The 13763-nt window shown below is 71.2% G+C and carries 14 protein-coding genes and 2 tRNA genes; 9 read left to right on the top strand and 7 right to left on the bottom strand.

The features are described from left to right. The first annotated feature begins 20 nt into the window (after positions 1 to 20). The 7 genes from IAG44_RS25460 (at position 21) to IAG44_RS25430 (ending at position 6608) form a co-directional block, all read left to right on the top strand. Positions 21 to 1583, top strand: a complete 1563-nt coding sequence (locus IAG44_RS25460; protein ID WP_187749388.1) for a tetratricopeptide repeat protein — start codon at positions 21 to 23, stop codon at positions 1581 to 1583. A 168-nt stretch (positions 1584 to 1751) separates the two neighbouring features. After that, positions 1752 to 2219 carry an Lrp/AsnC family transcriptional regulator gene (locus tag IAG44_RS25455; protein ID WP_187749387.1) on the top strand — a complete coding sequence of 156 codons (468 nt, stop codon included), beginning with the start codon at positions 1752 to 1754 and terminating at the stop codon, positions 2217 to 2219. A 16-nt stretch (positions 2220 to 2235) separates the two neighbouring features. Next, positions 2236 to 2883 (top strand): ABC transporter permease, encoded by a 648-nt coding sequence (locus IAG44_RS25450; protein ID WP_187749386.1) that lies wholly within the window; start codon positions 2236 to 2238, stop codon positions 2881 to 2883. Further along, positions 2876 to 4135: a betaine/proline/choline family ABC transporter ATP-binding protein gene (locus tag IAG44_RS25445; RefSeq protein ID WP_246562077.1), complete on the top strand. Its 1260-nt coding sequence runs from the start codon at positions 2876 to 2878 to the stop codon at positions 4133 to 4135. The genes IAG44_RS25450 and IAG44_RS25445 overlap by 8 nt, the downstream gene beginning before the upstream one ends. 53 nt (positions 4136 to 4188) lie before the next feature. Beyond that, positions 4189 to 4980 carry an ABC transporter permease gene (locus tag IAG44_RS25440; RefSeq protein WP_246564416.1) on the top strand — a complete coding sequence of 264 codons (792 nt, stop codon included), beginning with the start codon at positions 4189 to 4191 and terminating at the stop codon, positions 4978 to 4980. Then, complete coding sequence (locus IAG44_RS25435) at positions 4977 to 5930, top strand: glycine betaine ABC transporter substrate-binding protein (RefSeq protein WP_187749384.1); 954 nt, start codon at positions 4977 to 4979, stop codon at positions 5928 to 5930. The genes IAG44_RS25440 and IAG44_RS25435 overlap by 4 nt, the downstream gene beginning before the upstream one ends. Positions 5931 to 6023: 93 nt before the next feature. Then, entirely contained in the window at positions 6024 to 6608 is a 585-nt protein-coding gene (locus IAG44_RS25430) for an ArsR/SmtB family transcription factor (protein ID WP_187749383.1), read from the top strand. A gap of 182 nt (positions 6609 to 6790) precedes the next feature. On the opposite strand, the gene IAG44_RS25425 is transcribed toward IAG44_RS25430, so the two are convergent. From IAG44_RS25425 to IAG44_RS25405, 5 genes are all read right to left on the bottom strand, one after another. Then, positions 6791 to 7582, bottom strand: coding sequence for a S16 family serine protease (locus IAG44_RS25425; protein WP_187749382.1), 792 nt, complete (start codon positions 7580 to 7582; stop codon positions 6791 to 6793). Between the two features lie 224 nt (positions 7583 to 7806). Next, positions 7807 to 8448 carry an IclR family transcriptional regulator gene (locus IAG44_RS25420; protein ID WP_187749381.1) on the bottom strand — a complete coding sequence of 214 codons (642 nt, stop codon included), beginning with the start codon at positions 8446 to 8448 and terminating at the stop codon, positions 7807 to 7809. A gap of 279 nt (positions 8449 to 8727) precedes the next feature. Beyond that, the gene (locus tag IAG44_RS25415) at positions 8728 to 10524 is read right to left on the bottom strand and encodes a DEAD/DEAH box helicase (protein WP_187749380.1); all 1797 of its coding nucleotides are present in this window, start codon (positions 10522 to 10524) and stop codon (positions 8728 to 8730) included. Between the two features lie 537 nt (positions 10525 to 11061). Further along, positions 11062 to 11436 (bottom strand): type II toxin-antitoxin system death-on-curing family toxin, encoded by a 375-nt coding sequence (locus tag IAG44_RS25410; protein WP_187749379.1) that lies wholly within the window; start codon positions 11434 to 11436, stop codon positions 11062 to 11064. Between the two features lie 2 nt (positions 11437 to 11438). Further along, on the bottom strand, positions 11439 to 11633 hold the full coding sequence (locus IAG44_RS25405) for a ribbon-helix-helix domain-containing protein (protein WP_187749378.1): 195 nt from the start codon (positions 11631 to 11633) through the stop codon (positions 11439 to 11441). Between the two features lie 134 nt (positions 11634 to 11767). On the opposite strand from IAG44_RS25405, the gene IAG44_RS25400 reads away from it, so the two are divergent. Both IAG44_RS25400 and IAG44_RS25395 read left to right on the top strand, forming a co-directional pair. Next, positions 11768 to 11839, top strand: a tRNA-Cys gene (locus tag IAG44_RS25400). Between the two features lie 16 nt (positions 11840 to 11855). Continuing rightward, a tRNA-OTHER gene (locus IAG44_RS25395) sits at positions 11856 to 11950 on the top strand. Between the two features lie 8 nt (positions 11951 to 11958). Here IAG44_RS25395 and IAG44_RS25390 read toward each other — a convergent pair. Both IAG44_RS25390 and IAG44_RS25385 read right to left on the bottom strand, forming a co-directional pair. Beyond that, entirely contained in the window at positions 11959 to 13122 is a 1164-nt protein-coding gene (locus tag IAG44_RS25390) for an SUKH-4 family immunity protein (protein WP_187749377.1), read from the bottom strand. Positions 13123 to 13244: 122 nt separating this feature from the next. Then, the gene (locus IAG44_RS25385) at positions 13245 to 13742 is read right to left on the bottom strand and encodes an AAA family ATPase (protein ID WP_187752858.1); all 498 of its coding nucleotides are present in this window, start codon (positions 13740 to 13742) and stop codon (positions 13245 to 13247) included. Positions 13743 to 13763 lie beyond the last annotated feature (21 nt).

The raw sequence follows: 13763 nt of genomic DNA, 5'->3' as shown, positions 1-13763 counted from the left end.
TATGGACGCACAGTGAGCCCATGCACAGCCCACGCGCCTCGACGCCGCCCGGCCCGGACCCGACCGAGCGCCCGGCGCAGCCCCTGCACCCCGTACGACCTGAGCAGGACGCCCACACCCCCTACCCCGGAGCCACCTCCGGGCACCCCCACCCCCGCCACCTGAACCTCCGCCGCCCCCGCCGCCTGAACCCCCGCCTCCTCACAGCCCTCGCCGCCTGCCTCGCCCTCACCGGCGGAGCCCTCCTCTTCCTCCCCGGCGAGTCCCCGGACACCGCCCGCACCACCCCGGCCCCCGCCCCCGGCGCCCAGGCGCACGCGGCCGTCACCACCGGCACGGCCGCCGCCCTTCCGGACCTCGCGGCGCTGATCGGCGAGCGGGAGGCGTTCGTGCGCGGGCACCCCGGCGACGCCCCCGCGTGGGCGGTGCTCGGCGCGGCGTACGTCGAGCGCGGGCGGCGGACGGGCGACGCGGCCGTCTTCTACCCGAAGGCCGAACACGCCCTGCGCACCTCGCTGCGCGCGGCCCGCACCGCCGACGCCCTCACCGGCCTCGCCGCCCTCGCGACCGCCCGCCGGGACTTCCGGGGCGCGAAGGAGTGGGGCGAGGCCGCGGTGAAGGCGGCGCCGAAGAGCTGGCCGGCGTACGGCCCGCTGATCGACGCGTACACCGGGCTCGGCGACTACAAGAAGGCCCGCGCCACCCTGGAGAAGCTCATGGAGCTGCACTCGGGTCCGGCCGTGCAGGCGAAGGCGTCGGCGGTGTACCGGGACCGGGGCTGGCGCGAGGACGCGGCGGCCGTGCTGTACGACGCGAGCGCCAGGGCCAAGTCCCCCGCCGAACAGGCCGCGTTGCTGACCCAGGCCGGGCAACTCTCCTGGGAACGCGGCGACTTGCCGGACGCCCTGCGCCACTTCCAGGAGGCCGTACGCCTCGACCCCGACCAGCGGGCGGCACACGCCGGGCAGGGCAGGACGCTCGCCGCGCTGGGCCGCGCCACGGAGGCGCCGGCCGCGTACAAGTCCGCCCTCGCGGGCCAGCCGCTGCCCGAATACGCCCTGGAACTCGGTGAGTTGTACGAGGCGATGGGCCTCGCGGAACTCGCCCGCGCCGAGTACGAGAGGGTGCGAGCCCGGGTCCGCCAGGACGGCGCGGCCGGCGTCGACCACGCGCTGGTGCTGGGCCGGCTGGAGGCCGACCACGGGGACCCGGAGGCCGCCGTGCGGGTGCTGCGCGCCGAGTGGCGCCGGCAGCCGGGGATCGCGGTCGCGGACGCGCTGGGCTGGGCGCTGTACCGGGCGGGGCAGCCGAAGAAGGCCCTCTGGTACGCGTCGATCGCGACGGACGGCACGAAGGGCGGCGGGGTGCGCAGCGCGCCGTACGTGTTCCACCGGGGCGTGATCGAGCGGGAGTTGGGGAAGCACGGGCCCGCTCGCCGGCATCTGGCGGACGCGCTGCGGATCAACCCGGCCTTCTCGCCGCTGTGGGCTCCACGGGCGCGGGCGGAGCTGGCGGCGGTGGGCGAACCGCCGAACGTGCCCGCGCCCAAGTCCCGTAAGACCAGTAAGCCCCGTAGGGGATAGGAGGGGGTCCCCTCGCCCGGCCTGCTCTCGTCGTCGGCGCCGCAGATGTGCCGGTCACCCCGGGTTCGCAAAGTGCGCAGCAGATCACCCCGCCCGCAGGCAATATGCACAGGGGAGAGCCACCAGGCCACCCCTTCCGCACAGGGCGACCACCGAGGAGGCCGGTTCATGGGGATCGATCAGCTGGACGGGCGGATCATCGTGCTGCTGGCGCGGGAGCCCCGGATCGGGGTCCTGGAGATGTCCCGGCGGCTCGGCGTGGCGCGGGGCACGGTGCAGGCCCGCCTCGACCGGCTTACGTCGAATGGAGTCATCCGCGGATTCGGTCCCGAGGTCGATCCGGCGGCCCTCGGCTACCCGGTGACGGCGTTCGCGACGCTCCAGATCCGGCAGGGCCAAGGGCCCGCGATCCGGGCGCACTTGAGCGAGGTCCCCGAGGTGCTGGAACTGCACACCACGACCGGCAGCGGGGACATGCTGTGCCGGCTGGTGGCGCGGTCGAACGCGGATCTCCAGCGGGTGATCGACCTGGTTGTCGGTTTTGATGGGATCGTCCGGGCCTCCACCGCGATCGTGATGGAGAACCCGGTGCCGCTGCGGATCATCCCGCTGGTGGAGGAGGCGTCGCGCGAGTGAGCTGAGGTGAAGGTGAGTGAGTTTCTGGGAGTACCTGGGCAACCGGCATCAGCAACTCCTGACCGACGCGTTGCAGCACGCGAGCGCCGTCCTGCAGTGCATGCTGCTGGCGACCGCTATCGGGGTGCTGATCGGGGTGCTCACCTACCGCAGTGAGTGGGCGGGCAACCTCGCGACGACCGCGACCTCGACGATCCTGACGATCCCGTCGCTGGCCATGATCGGCCTGCTCGTACCCGTAGTCGGTCTCGGGGTTCCCCCTACGGTCATCGCTCTCACGTTGTACGGGTTGCTGCCGATCGTGCGGAACGCGATCGTCGGGCTGCGCGGGGTCGACCCCTCGCTGGTGGACGCCGCGAAGGGCATCGGGATGTCCCGTCCGGCCCGGCTGGTCAAGGTCGAACTGCCGCTCGCGTGGCCGCCGATCCTGACCGGGATCCGGGTCGCGACGCAGATGCTGATGGGCATCGCCGCGATCGCCGCGTACGCCTCGGGGCCGGGCCTCGGGAACGAGATCTTCCGCGGGGTCGCGTCCCTGGGCAGCAAGAACGCGCTCAACCAAGTGCTCGCCGGGACGCTCGGGATCGTCGTCCTGGCGCTGCTGTTCGACGCCGTGTACGTCCTGATCGGGCGGCTGACGATTCCTAGGGGGATCCGTGTCTGAGACGCCAGAGCCCACCCGGCCCACCGAATCCCTGGGCGCCTCCATCGAGTTGGAGAACCTGAGCAAGCGCTACCCGGGCAACCCCAACCCGTCCGTCGACAACGTGAACATGGAGATCAAGGCAGGCGAGACGGTCATCTTCGTCGGCCCCTCCGGCTGCGGGAAGTCGACGACGCTGAAGATGATCAACCGGCTGATCGAGCCGTCCGGCGGCCGGATCCGGATCGGCGGCGAGGACGTCACCGACATCGACCCGGTGAAGCTGCGCCGCAAGGTCGGGTACGCGATCCAGTCGTCCGGCCTCTTCCCGCACATGACGGTCGCTCAGAACATCGCGCTGGTACCGAAGATGGTGGGCTGGTCCAAGGGCCGGATCAAGGAGCGGGTCGAGGAGATGCTGGACCTCGTCGGGCTCGACCCGGGCGAGTTCCACGGGCGCTATCCACGGCAGTTGTCCGGCGGCCAGCAGCAACGCGTGGGCGTGGCACGGGCGTTGGCGGCGGATCCGCCGGTCCTGCTGATGGACGAGCCGTTCGGCGCCGTCGATCCGATCACGCGCGACCACCTTCAGGACGAACTCATCAGGCTCCAGCACGAGTTGCACAAGACGATCGTGTTCGTCACGCACGACTTCGACGAGGCGATCAAGCTGGGCGACCGGATCGCGGTGCTGCGCGAGCGGTCCCACATCGCGCAGTTCGACACCCCGGAGGCGATCCTCACCAACCCCGCCGACGACTTCGTGTCCGGGTTCGTCGGCGCGGGTGCGGCGTTGAAGCGGCTGAACCTCACGCGGGTGCGGGACGTGCCGATCACCGACTATCCGACGGTGACCGTCGACGATCCGCTCCAGGTCATCTTCAACAAGCTGCGCGAGAGCGGGACCAACGAGATCCTGCTCCTCGACAAGCGCGGCCGGCCCTACAAGTGGCTGCGGCGCGGGGACTTGATGCGTGCGAAGGGTTCGCTGGCGCGCGCCGGGACGCTGGTCAACGACACGGTGACCCGGGACGCGACGCTGCGGGACGCGCTGGAGGCCGTCCTCACCGACAGTTCGGGGCGCACGGCGGTGACCGGGCGGCGCGGGGAGTACACGGGCGTCGTCGACATGGAGACGCTGATGAACTCCGTGCACGAGCTGCTGGAGGCCGACCGGCTCGAAGCGATGGAGCACCAGCACGAGTTGGAGGAGGCGCGGGCGGCGCAGACGCACGCCGAGCAGGAGGGCGACGGCGGGGAGGAGAAGGCGTGAGCACGCGCGAGACGCACTCCCCCGAGGTGAACTCCCCAGGCACGGACGCCGACTTGGACGCCGACGCGCCGGACGAGCCGACGCCGCGGCCCGCTGCCAAGGCCCAACCTCTGCTCAGTTGGCGGAAGTTGACGGTCCTGCCCGCCTTCCTCGTCGTCCTCCTCCTCGGCACCTGGATCTGGTTCCAGCAGGCCGATCTGGACTCGATCTCCGAGAACGCGCTCTCCGGCGGGCAGGTCTCCAAGGCGCTGTGGCAGCACGTCGAACTCACCGCGATCTCCACGTTCTTCGTGCTGATCATCGCGATCCCGCTCGGTGTGCTGCTCACCCGGGGTGCCGTCCGCAGGGCCACGCCGGTCGTCATGGCGATCGCCAACATCGGCCAAGCCACCCCGGCCATCGGCCTGTTGGCGCTGCTCGTGATCTGGCTCGGCATCGGGGAGAAGGCCGCGCTGATCGGGATCATCGCCTACGCCGTCCTGCCGGTGCTGTCCAACACGATCGCGGGGCTGCGCGCGAACGACCCGACGCTCCTGGAGGCGGCGCGGGGCATCGGCATGTCCCCCGTCGGCGTCCTGTCGCGCGTCGAACTCCCCCTGGCCGTACCGCTGATCCTCGCGGGCGTCCGCACGGCGCTCGTCCTCAACGTGGGGACGGCGACGCTGGCGACGTTCGGCGGGGGCGGTGGGCTCGGGGTGCTGATCACGACCGGGATCACCAACCAGCGCATGCCCGTACTGGTGTTGGGCTCGATCCTCACGGTGGCGCTCGCGCTGCTCGTGGACTGGCTGGCGTCGATCGCCGAACTCCTGTTGCGGCCAAGGGGATTGGAGACCGGCCGATGAGACGCTGGATCACCCTGCTCGTCGCCGCGTCCCTGCTGTCCGCGTGCGGTCTGACGTCCGGCTCGCCCATGGTCGACGACGTCGAGCCCGGCACGATCGGGCAGGGCAAGCCGCTCGAGGGGGCCGAACTGACGGTCACCTCCAAGTCGTTCACCGAGAACCTCATCCTCGGCGCCATGATGGGCATCGCCTTCGAGGCGGCCGGCGCGGACGTCCTCGACCGGACCGGCATCCAGGGGTCCATCGGGGCGCGCGAAGCGGTCAAGAAGGGCGACGCGGACGGGATGTACGAGTACACCGGGACCGCCTGGATCACCTACCTCGGCAACAGCCGGCCGGTCACCGATCCGCTGGCCCAGTGGGAGGCCGTCCGCGGGGCCGACGTCCGCAACGGGCTGACCTGGCTGCCGCAGTCCCAGGTCAACAACACGTACGCGCTCGCGATGAACCGCGCGGCCTACGAGAAGTACGGGACGCGGACGCTGTCCCAGGTCGCCGCGCTCGCCAAGTCCGACCCCAGGGCCGTGTCCCTGTGCGTGGAGAGCGAGTTCGCGAACCGGGCGGACGGGTTGCCGGGGATGCAGAAGGCGTACGGGATGAGTGTGCCGTCGTCCCGGATCACCCAGATGGACTCGGGGATCATCTACACCCAGACGCAGAAGGGGCACTGCACGTACGGCGAGGTCTACACGACCGACGGGCGGATCAAGGCGATGGACCTCGTCGTGATGGAGGACGACCGGCACTTCTTCCCCAACTACAACGCGGCGCCCGAGATCAACTCCAAGGCGATGAAGAAGTGGCCCGCGATCGCCGGGGTGTTGAACCCGATCTCCGCTCGGCTCAACAACGCGGTGGCGCAGGAGCTGAACGCGAAGGTGGATGTCGACGGGGAGGATCCGCACCAGGTGGCACTGGACTGGATGAAGGCGCAGGGGTTGGTGAAGTGAGGTGAGGCGAGGTGAGTCAGGGCATCGGCAGAGCTGGAGCGGGTTGCAAAGATTCCGTTGCATAGCTTCCTTTGCAAGGCTATCTTTGTACGCGTGACCGAGCCTCAGCACCCCGAGGTGCGCAAGATCGACGCCCGCTCCCTGCGCGGACTGGCACACCCCCTACGGATCCAGCTGCTGGACGCCCTCCGCTTCGGCGGACCAGCGACGGCCTCCCAACTCGCCGCGAAACTGGGCGAGTCCAGCGGCGCCACGAGCTACCACCTGCGGCAGCTCGCCGAGTACGGCTTCATCGAGGACGACCCCGAGCAGGGCAAGGGCCGCGAACGCTGGTGGAAGGCGACCCACACCGGCCTGGAGTTCGACGACGAACTGCTCACCGACGCCGACCCGGCCGTGCGCGGCGCCGCCGACCTCTACATGCACGAGATCGCGACCAACCACACCAGGGAGCTGTCGACCTGGCTGGGCAACCGCGCCTCATGGCCCGAGGAATGGAGCCGCACCTGGGACATGAGCAGCACGACACTGCGGCTCACCCCCGAACAGGCGCTCGCGTTCATCGAGGACATCCACCGCGTCTACGAGGACTACCGAAGCCGCGCCGCCGCCGAGGACGCCCCCGGAACCCAGCGGATCCGCGCCCACAGCCACGTCTTCCCCATCACCACCACCTGAAGGGACCCCCATGTACCACCCCGACCTCCACCTCCCCCTCCACCACCACCGCGCCGCCGAACTCCAGGCCCAGGCCGCCACCCACCGCCTCGCCCGCACCCCCACCGCACCCTTAAGGGTCCGCGCCGGATGGACGCTCGTGGAGCTCGGCCTCCGGCTGGCCACCCCGCGGCGGCCGGCGATCAGCAGCTAGGCACGTTCCCCTTGCCGCTGTCCAGGGCCTTGAGGGAGGCGACCGTGCTCTTCAGGTCCGTGACCGGAATCAGCCGCAGGCCGGAGGGGAGTTCGGCCTGCGCGTCGGCACACTCGTCCTTGGGGACGAGGAACACCGTCGCCCCGTCCCTGCGCGCCGCCTGCGTCTTGAGCGCGACCCCGCCGACGGCGCCGACGGCCCCGTCCGCGTCGATCGTCCCGGTCCCGGCGATGACGCGACCGCCGGTGAGGTCACCGCCGTCCCCGTCGCCGGCGAGCTTGTCGATGATGCCCAGGGTGAAGAGCAGCCCGGCGCTGGGGCCGCCGACGTCGGCGAGCGTCAGGTCGACCTTGACGTCCTTGGAAGACCGCCCGAGATAGGCGAGCGCGGCCTCGGTCGCGGCGTCCTGCGACTGGGTCATCTGCTCGGTGTTGTGCCGCTCGATCTCCTTGACGGAGTTCCCGCTCGGGTAGACGGAGTCGCGGGGCATCACGGCGGAGTCCGTCCGGAACCAGCCGTCGAGCACATCGCCCAGCGACACCTCGGCGTCGGGCCCGGTCGCCACGATCGTCGTCATCCGCAGTTGTCCGGACGTCTTGCGCACCGGCGCACCGGACACCGTGATCACCGGCGTCCCCTTGTTCTCCCCGAGCACGTCGGCGGTCATCCCCGGCTGGGCGATGGCGAACGGCAGCGGCACGAAGGCGGCCACCCCGAGCAGCGCGACGAGGGGCACGGCGCAGACGGCGACGGCCTGGACACGGGAGAGGCGAGAGAGCACGGAGCAAATCTAACGTGACGCTTGAGCAGAAGGGCATGTGGTCCGGCCCCCGGCATCCAATCCATGGCCCGGCCCCCGGCGTCCGATCCATGGCCCGGCCCATGGCGTCCGCAGTCCGGCCCGGGTATCCGCGATCCGGCCCCAGCATCCGCGATCCGGCCTCCTGAGGCGCACGGGACTACTACCGACCGGCCTCCTGATCCCGCCCCCTAAGGGACCCGGCACTACCGAAGCGCCTCCGCCACCTCCCGTGCCGCGTCCACCACCCGGGGTCCCACCCGTTCCGGCACCGCGTCCGCCAGCATCACCACCCCGACGCTGCCCTCCACCCCGGTGACCCCGAGCAGCGGCGCCGCGGCCCCGCTCGCGCCCGCCTCAAGCTCTCCCTGCATGAGGCAGAACCCCGGATCGCCGACGGCCTTGCGCCGCCCGGCGAGTATCGCGAGCCCGGCGGCCCCCCGCTCCAGCGGATGCCGGAACCCGGCCCGGTAAGCGACGTGATAATCGGTCCACGTGGGCTCCACGACGGCGACGGCCAGCGCCTCGGTGCCATCCACCAGCGTCAGATGGGCCGTGGCCCCGATGTCCTCGGCGAGCGCGCGCAGCGCGGGCAGCGCGGCCTCCCGGACCAGCGGATGCACCTGACGCCCCAGCCGCAGCACCCCGAGCCCCACCCGGGCCCGCCCGCCGAGGTCACGCCGGACCAGCGCGTGCTGCTCCAGCGTGGCGAGCAGCCGGTACACGACGGTCCGGTTGACACCGAGTTTCGTGGACAACTCGGTCACGGTGAGCCCGTGATCCGTGTCGGCCAGCAGCTTGAGAACCCTGAGTCCCCGATCGAGCGTCTGGGAGGTCTCCGCGGTCACGACGCCCACTCCTTACGGTGGTGAGGCACGGCCCCCTCGCGGCTTGTGCGTCTCCGATGTCCCGTCGTCGACGCGCTTCAGAGGCCGCGCTCGGCAGAAGGGCCCGGCGGTGTCCGGGCCCGGTCGCTACACGGCTGCGCTCTGCGGCGACACTGCCACAGGGCGTGTGCGTAGCGGGACAGTAACGGGGAGAGTTCGCTGAGCGGAAGACTCCGTCCAGAATCCGGTCAATGGCCGGTATGGACTACCGACAATTGTCCCGATACGTACGCCCCCGCGTCACCGCATCCGCGTGGCCCACTCCTGCACCTTCGCGATCCGCTGCCGCAACTGCCCCGGGGTCGCCTCGGCGCTGGGCGGCCCGCCGCACACCCGGCGCAGCTCCGTGTGGATCACGCCGTGCGGTTTGCCGCTCTGATGGACGTACGCGCTGACCATCGTGTTGAGCTGTTTACGCAGCTCCATCAGCTCCTTGTGGGAGACGACGGGACGCCGCTCGGCCGGCAGTTCCAGCAGGTCGGCCTCGGAGTCGGGGCGCTTCTTGCTGTGGGCGATCTGCTTGGCCTGGCGCTTCTGGAGCAGCAGTTGCACCTGGTCGGGTTCGAGGAGACCCGGAATACCCAGGTAGTCCTGCTCCTCCTCACTCCCGGGGTGGGCCTGCATGCCGAACTCGGCGCCGTTGTACATGACGCGGTCGAAGACGGCCTCGGACTCCAGCGCCTCGAACTTGAACTCCTCCTGCTCGCCGGTGTCCTCGTCCTGCTGCTTCTCCGCCTCGGCGAGGAGCTTGTCCTCCTCGGCGTACGGGTCCTCCTCGCCACCCTTCTTGGGCTTGTCGAGGGCGTGGTCGCGCTCGACCTCCATCTCGTTGGCGAAGCTCAGCAGGTCAGGGACGGTCGGCAGGAACACGGACGCGGTCTCGCCGCGCCTGCGGGAGCGCACGAAACGTCCGACGGCCTGCGCGAAGAACAGCGGCGTCGAGATCGTCGTCGCGTACACGCCGACCGCGAGGCGGGGGACGTCGACGCCCTCGGACACCATGCGGACGGCGACCATCCAGCGGTCGGTGCTCGCGGCGAAGTCGTCGATGCGTTTGGAGGCGCCGGTGTCGTCGGAGAGGACGACCGTCGCCTTCGTCCCCGTCAGCTCGCGGATCAGCTTCGCGTACGCGCGCGCGGAGTCCTGGTCGGAGGCGATGACCAGGGCGCCGGCGTCCGGGATGGCCTTCCTGACCTCCGTCAGCCGCTGGTCGGCGGCGCGCAGCACGCTCGGCATCCACTCGCCGCGCGGATCCAGCGCCGTGCGCCACGCCTGGCTGACGGCGTCCTTCGTCATCGGTTCGCCCAGGCGCGCGGCGATCTCGTCGCCGGCCTTCGTGCGCCAGCGCATGTTGCCGCTGTACGACAGGAAGATCACCGGGCGGACGACGTGGTCGGCGAGCGCGGAGCCGTAGCCGTAGGTGTAGTCGGCGGACGACCTCCGGATCCCGTCGGCGCCCTCCTCGTAGGTCACGAACGGGATCGGGTTCGTGTCGGACCGGAACGGCGTACCGGTGAGCGCGAGGCGTCTGGTCGCCGGTTCGAACGCCTCCAGGCACGCCTCGCCCCACGACTTCGAGTCGCCGGCGTGGTGGATCTCGTCCAGGATCACCAGCGTCTTGCGCTGCTCGCTGCGGTTGCGGTGCAGCATGGGGCGGACGCCGACGCCCGCGTACGTGACGGCGACGCCGTCGTACTCCTTGTTCAGCGGGCCCGCGCTGTACTCGGGGTCCAGCTTGATGCCGACGCGGGCGGCGGCCTCCGCCCACTGCTTCTTCAGGTGCTCCGTCGGGGCGACGACGGTGACCTGCTGGACGACGTGGTGGTGCAGCAGCCATGACGCCAGCGTCAGCGCGAACGTCGTCTTTCCGGCGCCGGGGGTGGCGACGGCGAGGAAGTCTCTGGGCTGTTCCTGGATGTACTTCTCCATCGCACCCTGCTGCCAGGCCCGCAGCTTGCTGGCGGTGCCCCAGGGGGCGCGGCCCGGGAAGGCGGGGGAGAGGTGGTGCGAGGACGTCGAGGCGGCGGTGGTAGTCACGGTCTCCGGTTCGGGGGTGGGTCTCGGGGTCCGGGTTTGCGGTACTGGGACGGGGCGTCCGGGGGTCCGGGGTCGGGCTCCGGTCTACCGGGGTCCGGCTCCGGGTTTCCGGGGTCCGGCTCCGGTCTACCGGGGTCCGGGCCCGGCCTCCGGGTCCGGGTCGGTGGTTCGGGTCCGGGGTCCAGATCCGGGTCCGGCCTCCGGGGCCGGGGGCCAGATCCAGGTCCGGTCTCCGGGCTCCGTCCCGGTGTCCCGGTCGCGGGCTCAGGGCCCGGTTCCGGGGTCCGGTCTCCGGGTGGTCTCAGGGTCCGGGGTGGGCTCGGTTCCTAGGCGGTCTCGGGGTTCGGGGCCTCGTTCCGGGGTCCGGTCTCCGAGGGGATCTCGGGGCTCGGGGTCCCGGATTCCGGGTGGATCTCAGGGCTCGGGGTCTCGGCTCCGGGTGGGTCTCGGCTACGTATGACAACCGGGCCACCCTACCGGCGGGGGCTCGCGGAGACGGCCCGGACGAGGCCGCGCCACCCCCGGTTGGGACCCACGTCACAACGCCCTCAGGCGTCCCGCGATCACCCCGACGTCGCTCTCCTGCCCCGCCGCCACGTCCACGACCAGCGCATACGCCGCGTCCTGGGCACACTCCGCGAGATCGACCCCGTTCACCCCGAGGAACGTCGCCGCAGCGAGCCACGCCGTGCGCTTGTTCCCGTCGACAAGGGGGTGATTGACGGCGAGCGCATGCAGCAGCGCCGCGGCCTGCTCGTACACGTCCTCGTACGCGGCGGTCCCGAACACCCGCGCACGGGGCCGCTGAACGGCGGACGCGAGCAACCCGGCGTCCCTGGCCTCGGGCGCCCGCCCGCCGAACGCGACACGCGCGATCTCCTCGACCTCGGCGACGGTGAGAAACCTGGCCACCTCTACTCCCCCAACCTCTTCAACAGCCCCGCATGCGCGCCCCCCAACCGCTCCGCAACCCCGAGCACCCTCCCCCGCTCCCCCGCCACATACCGCCGAACGGCCTCCGCGGCGACCTCCTCCGCACTCCGGCCGGTGGCATCGGCGAGGTCTTCCAGAGCCGCACGCAGCTCAGCGGACAAACCGAGATCGTTCATGCCGCCCGAGGCTAACAACCCCTTTCATGAACGCCGTGTGGCAGTCCCATTGCAGCCCCACCAGGAACCTTGAACCCCGCTCCCCTGCCGCCATACGGTCACCTCACCAAGTCCGGGAGAAACCCCGGCAACTTGGCCGTGTGCCCGAGTGGTTCAGGGGCTCGCCTGCAAAGCGAGTTACGTGGGTTCGATTCCCGCCACGGCCTCTCACCAACGCTGAACGGCGTGCCCGAGTGGTTCAGGGGCTCGCCTGCACCGCATCCAATAGCGAGCTCCGCTCGCGGGGAGTTACGCGGGTTCGATTCCCGCCACGGCCTCTGAAGGGTTACGCGTACAGCCCTCCCCCGGCCTCGTCGCCGAAGACCTCGGGCCAGTAGTGCCAGTCGTCGTTCTCGCCGAGCAGGACTGCTGTGGGGTCGACGGCGGCGAGGGTGTGGTTCATGGCCTCGGTGAGGTGGTCGTAGGTGGCGGTGAGGTCGTGGAGGGCGTCGAGGGTGCGTTCGCGGTGGATGAGCCAGAGGGTGAAGGCGAGGGTGGAGATGTCGGCGTTGAGGGGGCGGAGGGTCTGGTCGGGGAAGGTGTAGGAGAAGACGGCGCCGGTGGTGCCGTCCACCACGAGGCTCGTGTCCTCCAGGAGGGAGCCGAGGCGGATCAGGTGGGCGGCGCGGGGCGGGAGGTCGTGGGGGGTGGATTCGTCGGCGCAGTAGTCGGGGAGCGTGCGCAGGGGCGCGTCCGTGTCGAGGGTGAACCAGACGGATTCCTCGGGGAGGCCGACGGCAGCGAGGAAGTGGCGGGTGGGGGCGTGCGTGAGGGCCGGCGGGAAGTCCATCTCCTCGAAGCGGACGATCTCCCCCTGCCCGTACTCGTCGTCGAGGAGGCGCGGCGGGAGGTCGAGCGCGAGGCCCGAGGTCGTGCCGGGCCCGGCCATCAGGGAGAGCGGGCGGATGACGGCGATCGTCTTCCAGTACGGCGCGACCTCCCCGTCGGACTCGCCCTCGTACAGCGCGAGCAGATGCTTCGTCGCCTCGGCGACCGCCTGCGCGCCGAAGCGGCCCGCGTAGGACGCGAACTGCCCGCGCAGCGCCGCGAGTTCGTCTGCGGCCGTGGCGAAGCGGATCAGCTTCTCCAGGGACGGGGCGAGGGGCCGCAGGTCCATGAGGTCGGGGCGGTCGTGGAAGAAGTACGTCGTGGAGACCGCGCCCGTGACGCCGTCGAGGACGACCGACTCGGTCTCCTGCCCCCGCGCGCCGAGCAGCCCGCCGATGACGAGCTGGTCGCGGACGTCCGCCGCGAGCGCCCCCGCGGTGTCCCCCGTCGAGTCCGCCACCGTCCGCAGTCCGTCGCGCCGCAGCGCCTCGAACGTGACCAGTCCGCCCACGCCGGGCAGGCCGGGGCCGGTGAGCCAGCGCCGGGTCGGCGCGTGCGTCACGTACGGGTCGAGCGCGTCCTCGGTGAAGGTGATCGTCGTCGCCGCTGCCGTGCCGTTCATTGCTCCCCCGTGCCTGAACATGGTCGTTCACCAGGCAGGACGCCCCGGCTCACGCCCTGAGCACCCCACTGCTCAGAACACTACGCCGCCCCACTGACAACGCCCCTCCACCGGCCAAGACGTCACCGGACCCTCGCACGTTGCCTCTCGGCGAGGATTTTCTCGACCGTCTCGTCCGGCGTCATCGCGGACGTGTCCAGCCACAGCCCGATCCGCGGCGTCCGCTCCCGCAGCCACGCGTCCAGCTCCCCCACGGACCAGTCCCCGTACCCCGTCTTGCCCCGCCCCGCCTCCCTCGCGGCCACGGCCGAGGCGTCCGGCGCGAGCACCACCACGTACAGCGGGCGCGCCCGCACCAGCCCGGCGTACACGGCGAGGTCGTCCCCGAGGATCACGTCCTGGACGACGGCGGCGAACCCGGCGTCCGCGTACGCGTCGGCGGTCGCGGCGGACAGCCGGTACCGCAACAGCAGTTGCTCCCGCGCCGCCCCCAAGGCCCCGGGCCCGTACTCAACCCGCCCGGAGACGACCATCCGCCGGAACACATCCCCGCGCACGTGCGCCGCACGCGGCAACCGCTCCGCCAACGCCTGCGCGACGGTCGACTTCCCCGACGCCATCACGCCGGTGATCACGAAGAC

This window comes from Streptomyces roseirectus (genome assembly GCF_014489635.1).
In the GTDB taxonomy this organism is placed as follows: Bacteria; Actinomycetota; Actinomycetes; order Streptomycetales; family Streptomycetaceae; genus Streptomyces; species Streptomyces roseirectus.
This window is presented reverse-complemented; position numbering and strand designations above follow the sequence as displayed.